Origin of the sequence: Streptomyces griseorubiginosus, from assembly GCF_017614965.1 — a bacterium.
Lineage (GTDB): Bacteria > Actinomycetota > Actinomycetes > Streptomycetales > Streptomycetaceae > Streptomyces > Streptomyces griseorubiginosus_B.
In genome coordinates this window covers 1-7226 of sequence record NZ_WVUG01000388.1, presented here as the reverse complement: position 1 = coordinate 7226, position 7226 = coordinate 1, and the positions used below count along the sequence as shown (strand labels likewise).

The 7226-nt window shown below is 71.7% G+C and carries 7 protein-coding genes; 4 read left to right on the top strand and 3 right to left on the bottom strand.

Annotated features, from left to right (window positions below; translation table 11 throughout):
* On the bottom strand, positions 1-1088 hold a 1088-nt coding region (locus GRC12_RS39825), incomplete at its 3' end, for a N,N-dimethylformamidase beta subunit family domain-containing protein (protein ID WP_368861622.1).
* Between the two features lie 156 nt (positions 1089-1244).
* Between GRC12_RS39825 and GRC12_RS39820 the strand changes: the two genes are divergently transcribed.
* Positions 1245-1865 carry an RNA polymerase sigma factor gene (locus GRC12_RS39820; protein WP_308286737.1) on the top strand — a complete coding sequence of 207 codons (621 nt, stop codon included), beginning with the start codon at positions 1245-1247 and terminating at the stop codon, positions 1863-1865.
* On the top strand, positions 1862-2500 hold the full coding sequence (locus GRC12_RS39815; RefSeq protein WP_208785340.1) for a hypothetical protein: 639 nt from the start codon (positions 1862-1864) through the stop codon (positions 2498-2500). The genes GRC12_RS39820 and GRC12_RS39815 overlap by 4 nt, the downstream gene beginning before the upstream one ends.
* On the opposite strand, the gene GRC12_RS39810 is transcribed toward GRC12_RS39815, so the two are convergent.
* The gene (locus GRC12_RS39810; RefSeq protein ID WP_208785339.1) at positions 2497-3138 is read right to left on the bottom strand and encodes a universal stress protein; all 642 of its coding nucleotides are present in this window, start codon (positions 3136-3138) and stop codon (positions 2497-2499) included. The genes GRC12_RS39815 and GRC12_RS39810 overlap by 4 nt on opposite strands.
* 229 nt (positions 3139-3367) lie before the next feature.
* Here GRC12_RS39810 and ctaD point away from each other — a divergent pair, with 229 nt between their 5' ends.
* Positions 3368-5062, top strand: a complete 1695-nt coding sequence (ctaD, locus tag GRC12_RS39805; RefSeq protein ID WP_208785338.1) for an aa3-type cytochrome oxidase subunit I — start codon at positions 3368-3370, stop codon at positions 5060-5062.
* Entirely contained in the window at positions 5062-5514 is a 453-nt protein-coding gene (gene ctaF, locus GRC12_RS39800; protein ID WP_208785337.1) for an aa3-type cytochrome oxidase subunit IV, read from the top strand. Before ctaD ends, ctaF begins: the two co-directional genes overlap by 1 nt.
* Here the strand turns inward: ctaF and qcrB are convergent.
* Positions 5487-7112 carry a cytochrome bc1 complex cytochrome b subunit gene (gene qcrB / locus GRC12_RS39795; RefSeq protein WP_208785336.1) on the bottom strand — a complete coding sequence of 542 codons (1626 nt, stop codon included), beginning with the start codon at positions 7110-7112 and terminating at the stop codon, positions 5487-5489. The genes ctaF and qcrB overlap by 28 nt on opposite strands.
* Positions 7113-7226: the final 114 nt, after the last annotated feature.

Genomic DNA, 7226 nt, shown 5'->3' with positions numbered 1-7226 from the left:
GCGCGGAAGTCGGTGGTGACCAGGGCGGGCCGGGAGCGGACGTAAGGGTCCTTGTCGTAGGCCGACTTGTAGCAGACGACCGTCCGGTCCGGCGCCGTCTCGCCCGCCTCCAGGCGCACCCGGCGGAAGCACGTGTTGGCGCCGAGGAAGGCGATGTTGGTGCCGGCGTCCCGCGCCTCGGTGACGTACAGGCGCTGCTGGGGCGTCCAGTACTCGTCGTGGCCCAGACAGACGGCGGCTCTGGCGCCGTGCAGCACGCTGGGATCGCGGTGGACGTCCGCCCCGGTGGTGTAGGCGAGCGGTATGCCGAGCCGCTCGGCCACCACCACCAACGGCCGCTCGTACACCAGGAACTTCTCGGCGCCGACGGAGTCGTAGGGCCGGTCGAAGCTGACGGCGAGGGAGCGGGTGAAGTAGGAGCCGTCGGCCCCGCCGTAGAGGCTGTAGCCGCCCCAGCGGTTGTACGCCTGCCAGGTGGCCGGCGCGTGCACGAGGACGGTACGCCCCCGGCCCCGGACCGAGCGCATGATCAGCGGGATGTAGCGCTGATGGCCGTTGTCGGCCTCCAGCCGCAGCAGGTACGCCCCCTCCGGCCAGCCCTCGGTGGTGAAGGTCAACGTGGGCTGCCAGTCGGCGCGGACGGTGCGGGTGCCGGGCAGGAACCGTGGGGCCGGCTGGACACGGCCCGGCACCCGCCCGGAGGACCAGACCCGCCGGGCCTGTGCGCCGCCGTACCAGCCGACGCGGAAGGCGGAGACCTGGAACGCCGACGCGGTGGTCGACACGTACAGCCCGCATTCCTCCCCGGGAGCCACGCTCACCCGGTCGGCATATCCGGTCACCGCGTCCGGGGGCCCCAGCGAGCGGATCCGCCAGTCGGAGGTGCCGGGCAGGTCGCTCTCGGCAGACGGGCCATGGTTCGCGGCACTGTTCGTACGGCGGTGGGGACGGTCCCTCCTCGACGCGGGGTCGCATGCGGCGGCCGCCGATCCCGCCCCGACGCCGGCGCACACCTGCAGGAACCGCCTGCGTCCCAAGGAGGCCTCCGGACCGTCCGGGACGTGCGCTCCCTGCTCCTCAGGACTCACACCGCCTCCCGCACCTCGCCGGGCTCGAGGACCCTTCTCCGGCCCAGACTTGCACAGCCAAGGCGCCCTCCGCAGCCCACCACAGGAGGATGTAACGCGACGCCGTGCTGCGGCCAAGAACGGGTGCAAGGACGACCGACCCCTTTGGAGGAACGGGTGTACACACCCGAGCGCGGTGGCCGACGGCGACCCGCACCGCCCAGAAGCGATCCCGCCGGATTCTCGGCGTTCTACGAGGAGAACTTCGAGGCGGTGCTCACGTTCGTGACCCGCCGCACCGCCGACCCCCACCTGGCGGCCGACCTCACGGCCGACGTCTTCGTCGCCGCCCTGGAGGCCGCCGACCGCTACGACGCCCGGCAGGGAGCACCCATCGCCTGGCTGTACGGCATCGCGCGCAACGTGATGTCCTCCCACGGCCGCGGCACGGTCCGCGAACTGAGGGCGGTGGCCCGGCTGACCGGACGGCGGCTGCTGGAGAGCGAGGACATCGCGGCCCTGGAGGAGCGCATCGACGCCGAACGGGCCGTGCGGGAGCTCGCCGAACGGCACGGCGCCCTCAGCGAACCGCTGCGGGCGGTGCTCGACCTGGTGGCCGTCGACGGGCTGACACCCCGCGAGGCCGCTCAGGCCCTCGGCCTCAGCCAGGCCACCGTACGGGTCCGGCTGCACCGGGCCCGCCGCGCCCTGCGCGCCGCCCACCCGGAAGCCGGCGCCCCCGAGCAGGACGCCGATCGCCCCCGACTGCCCGACACCGCCCTGGAGAACGCATCATGACCACTCGTACTCCCGTCGGCTTCCAGCAGCGCCTCGGCGACCGGCTCACCGCCCTCGCCGCCGAACGAGCCGTCGCTCCCGTACCGGTACGGCGCCGCCCCTGGGTGGTCCGCCACCGGCTGCCGCTCGCCCTCGCCGGTGTCGCCGCGGCCGGCGCCGCCGTGACCACCGTGGCCGTCGACCGGCCCGCCACCCCGGCCCGGGCCACCCCCGTACAGCAGCCGCAGCGGATCACCACAGCCGCGTACACCCTGCAGCGTGAGGCCGACGGCCGGGTCAGGCTCGCCATCAGCGGACCGGACGGCAGACTGCTGGACACGGCCCGGCTGCAACGCGACCTCAACCGCCTCGGCGTCCCGGCCGTCGTCTACGCCGGGGATCCCGCGTGCACGGCGACGCCGACCAGCTCCGGGGACGACGCGCCCTCCGCCACCTGGCGCATCGAACTGGCCAAGGGCGGCAAGCCCGTCCTCACCGTCCGCCCCGACAGGATCGCCGCCGGGCAGCACCTGCTGGTCGCCTTCCCGCTGGTGCGCACCGATCCCGGCCGCGCCGCGTACGTCATCACGGCCGGCCGGATCGACGGCACCCCGCCCACCTGCGTGCCCGCCTGGCCCCGGGACTCCAGCCGCTAACCCGGCACCACGGCGACCGGGCACCGTACCTCTTCCAGCACGTCGAGGGCGGTGTCGCCGGTGCGGCGGCCGACCACCAGCAGCCCGGAGGTGCCGGCCGCGTGGACCAGTGCCTCGGCCGGATCGAGCAGGACGACATCCTCCAGGACGTCGACCTCGGGGTACTTGCCCCGCCACGGCCGCAGGGCGTCGGACAGGATCTGCACCTCCTGGTCCTCCCAGGTGGCACGGTCCTCCTCCAGCACCGGCAGCGGCGAGCGCCCGGCCGCCTGCGCGGGCAGCTCCCAGGAGTGCACCGCGTGCAGCAGCACCCCGCGCAGACGGGCCTCCTCGAAGGCGAACGCGAGCACGCCGTCCGCCGGGTTGCGGGCGTCGAGGCCCACCGTCACGGTCTCTGGGAGGCGGTACGGCGTCCACGCGACGACCACGACCGGAGCCGTCCGGATCGGTGGAAGCCGGAATCCCTGGACCAGGCCGAGGACGATCAACTCCGCGTCGGGCCAGGCGCCGTAACCGGGCGGCGGGCCCTGCTCCACGCGCAGGGGCAGCGCGCGCAGCGCGGCCTCCCGTTCGGCCCAGGCGGCCGCGGCCCGGCCCTGGGGCGAGTCGTCGACACAGGCGATGATCACTCGTTCCATGGCGTGCCGCCTTCCGGGCCGGGATATCCACTGTGCCCGCAAAGCGGCCCGCGGTGCAGGGCCGAACGGCCCCACCCGGAACCCCGGCGGGCCTTTCCCTCCGGATCCCGGCCGCCCGCCCGCAAGCCGGACGCGCCGCTCTGACGGAGACCGCCGGGGCGAGTGACAGCAGGTGAGCGCCCCCCGGGGACGGTGAGTGAGCCCGCCGCCCCCGGGTACCCGGCGGCGCATGGCGGTGGACAGGAGGACGGCGCGGCCGCGTCAGGCACCGGTACGGCCGCGCACGCGCTCGTCACTGGGGCGGGCGCTGCTGCGCTGGGCGACCACGACCGACCACAAGGTGATCGGCCATCTCTACATCACGACCGCGTTCTCGTTCTTCCTCTTCGGCGGGATCCTCGCGCTGCTGATGCGGGCCGAACTGGCCCGCCCCGGGCTGCAGATCGTCAGCCAGGAGCAGTACAACCAGCTCTTCACCATCCACGGCACGGTGATGATGCTGCTGTTCGCGACGCCCATGTTCGCCGGGTTCGCGAACGCGGTGATGCCGCTGCAGATCGGCGCCCCCGACGTCGCGTTCCCGAGACTCAACGCCCTGTCGTACTGGCTGTATCTGTTCGGCGGGCTGATGGTCGTCTCCGGGTTCCTGGTGCCCGGGGGAGCGGCCGCCTTCGGCTGGTTCGCCTACGCGCCCCTCAACAACTCCGTGCACAGCCCCGGCGCCGGCGGCGACCTGTGGGTGATGGGGCTGATCGTGACCGGTGTCAGCACCACGCTCGGCGCGGTCAACTTCATCACCACCATCCTGTGCCTGCGCGCCCCCGGCATGACCATGTTCCGGATGCCGATCTTCACCTGGAACGTGCTGTTCACGTCGATCCTGGTGCTGCCCGCGTTCCCGGTGCTGACCGCCGCCCTGTTCGCGCTGGAGGCGGACCGCAAGTTCGGGGCGCGGGTCTTCGAGGCGGCCGACGGCGGGGCCCTGCTGTGGCAGCACCTGTTCTGGTTCTTCGGCCATCCCGAGGTCTACATCGTCGCGCTGCCGTTCTTCGGGATCGTCTCCGAGATCATCCCGGTGTTCAGCCGTAAACCGATCTTCGGCTACGTCACGCTCGTGGGCGCGACGATCGCCATCACCATGCTCTCGGCGGTGGTGTGGGCCCACCACATGTTCGCCACGGGCGCGGTCCTGCTGCCGTTCTTCTCGCTGATGTCGTTCCTGATCGCGGTGCCGACGGGGGTGAAGTTCTTCAACTGGATCGGCACGATGATCAAGGGATCGCTGTCCTTCGAGACACCCATGCTCTGGTCGTGCGGCTTCCTGGTGACCTTCCTGCTCGGCGGCATGAGCGGTGTCCTGATCGCCTCGCCGCCGCTGGACTTCCATCTGACCGACAGCTACTTCATCGTCGCCCACCTGCACTACGTCCTGTTCGGGACCGTGGTCTTCGCGATGTTCGCCGGCTTCTACTTCTGGTGGCCCAAGCTCACCGGCAGGATGCTCGACGAACGCCTCGGGAAGATCCACTTCTGGACGCTGTTCGTCGGCTTCCAGACCACCTTCCTGGTCCAGCACTGGCTCGGCGAGCAGGGCATGCCCCGCCGCTACGCCGACTACCTGGCCGCCGACGGCTTCACCCTGCTGAACACCGTCAGCTCCATCGGCGCCTTCCTGCTGGGACTGTCCACCCTGCCGTTCCTCTACAACGTCTGGAAGACCGCCAGGTACGGCGAGAAGGTCGAGACCGACGACCCCTGGGGCTACGGCCGTTCGCTGGAGTGGGCCACCTCCTGCCCGCCCCCGCGCCACAACTTCACCGCTCTGCCCCGGATCCGCTCCGAGTCCCCGGCCTTCGACCTGCACCACCCGGAGGTGGCGGAGCAGGTGGCGGCGGGCCGGCAGGAGACGAAACAGGAGAGCTGATGCGCACCGAGTCCCGACTCTTCGCCGGCGTCGCCCTCTTCTTCGCCGTCACCGCCGCCGGCTACTGGTGGCGCTCCCGCGAGCCCGCCGGTACGGCCGCCCTGGGGATCGCGTTCCTGATGGCCGCGCTCGTCGCGTTCTTCCTGCACGTCCAGTACCGCAGGCGCGGTCTGCGGGCCCAGGACCGGCCGGACGCCGAGATCATCGACACGGCGGGCCCGCTGCAGTTCTTCTCCCCGCACAGCCCCTGGCCGATCGTCGTCGCGCTCGGCGCGGTCCTGCTCGCCCTCGGCGTCGTCTTCGGACTGTGGCTGGTGCTGCTGGGGTTCGGCGTCCTCGGGCTCGGTGTGTTGGGGATGGTCTTCCAGTACGTCGACCGTCCGGACCCGGGCTCCGAGCCCTCGGGGCCGCGGGCCCGGCCCGGTCAGCCCTCCAACTCGCGGTCCCGCTGAGCGAGTTCGCCGTTCCCGGACTGCCGCTCGGGTACCTCGCCGTCGCCCGGCTCGTGCACCCGGTCGCCGAAGTACCAGGAGCTCAGCGTGGCCCGCAGCCGCCCCAACTGCGGGCGCTGTCCGTCGTGTTCAGCAGGCGGCGGCTCGGGCAGCCGGCGTGCGCGGAGCACGTACTGCTTCTCCTCGTCGAGCGGCTCATGGGCCTCGACGTAGCCACCGGTGATCGTCTGGCGCAGCGCGCCGGTCTCCTCGCCCTCGTGCAGTTTCTCCAGCTCGGACTCCTGCAGGGCCAGGCACACGCGCCGGGTGACCATCAGGGCCAGCGGCGGCAGCACCAGCACGGCGATGCGGAAGACCCAGGTCAGCGTGTTCAGGGAGATCTTGAAGGTGTGCGCGATGATGTCGTTGCCGCCGGCCAGGAGCAGGACGCCGTAGAAGCAGATCCCGGCGACACCCAGACCGGTGCGGGCGGGGTTGTCGCGGGGCCGGTCGCACAGATGGTGTTCGCGGTCGTCGCCGGTCACCCAGCGTTCGAGGAACGGGTAGGCGTACAGCACCGCGAACAGGGCGAGCGGCAGCACCACGGCGGGCAGCAGGACGTTCCACATCACGGTGTGCCCGGCGACCGCCGTCTCCCAGGGCGGCACCAGACGCAGCGAGCCCTCCAGGAAGCCGACGTACCAGTCGGGTTGGGAGCCGGTCGACACCACGTCCGGCCGGTAGGGGCCGTACACCCACACCGGGTTGATCTGCGCGAGCCCGGCCAGGACCGTCAGCAGTCCGAAGACCATGAAGAACAGGCCGGCCGAACTCGCCGCGAACTGCGGGACCATGGGCTTGCCGACGGCGTTGCGGTTGGTGCGGCCCGGGCCCGCCCACTGGGTGTGCTTGAGGTAGACGACCAGCATCAGGTGGACGGCGATCAGCGCCAGCAGCAGTCCGGGGATCAGCAGGATGTGGAGCGAGTACAGCCGCGGGATCAGCTCGTGGCCCGGGTACTCGCCGCCGAAAACGAACATGCTGATGTACGTCCCGACGACCGGGATCGACAGCATGATGCCCTGCGCGATCCTCAGGCCCGTCCCCGACAGCAGGTCGTCCGGCAGGGAGTAGCCGGCGAAGCCCTCGGCCAGCGCCAGCACGAAAAGGGTCACGCCGATCAGCCAGTTGGCCTCGCGGGGGCGGCGGAAGGCGCCGGTGAAGAAGATCCGCAGCAGGTGCACGCCGATCGCGGCGAGGAAGACCAGCGCCGCCCAGTGGTGCAGCTGACGGATCAGCAGGCCGCCACGTACGTCGAAGCTGATGTGCAGCGTCGACTGGTACGCCTCCGTCATCCGCACCCCGTCCAGCGGCCGGTAGGAGCCGTTGTAGACGATCTCCGTCATCGAGGGGTGGAAGAACAGGGTCAGCCAGACGCCCGTCAGCAGCAGGACGACAAAGCTGTAGAGGGCGATCTCGCCCAGGAAGAAGGACCAGTGGTCCGGAAAGGCCTTCCGCAGCAGCTTGCCGCCGTCGTACACGGGGAGGCGGGCGTCCAGTGCGTCGGCGGCGCGCTCCGCCGCCGACCGGGTCCGGGCCGTACTCTTCCTGCTCAGCACGGCCCACGAGTGCCCGGGCGCCCCGGCCGGAAACGCCCGGGAACGGTCGACGGACGCGGATCAGGTGCGGTCGCCCTTCGGCTTGCCCCGTTGGTCGGGGGTGCCGTGCGGGGG

Bases quoted from the DNA above. Each gene is read 5' to 3' on its own strand.
- ctaD (WP_208785338.1), top strand. From the start codon at position 3,368: ATGGCGGTGGACAGGAGGACGGCGCGGCCGCGTCAGGCACCGGTACGG.
- GRC12_RS39815 (WP_208785340.1), top strand. From the start codon at position 1,862: ATGACCACTCGTACTCCCGTCGGCTTCCAGCAGCGCCTCGGCGACCGG.
- GRC12_RS39810 (WP_208785339.1), bottom strand. From the start codon at position 3,138: ATGGAACGAGTGATCATCGCCTGTGTCGACGACTCGCCCCAGGGCCGG.
- ctaF (WP_208785337.1), top strand. From the start codon at position 5,062: ATGCGCACCGAGTCCCGACTCTTCGCCGGCGTCGCCCTCTTCTTCGCC.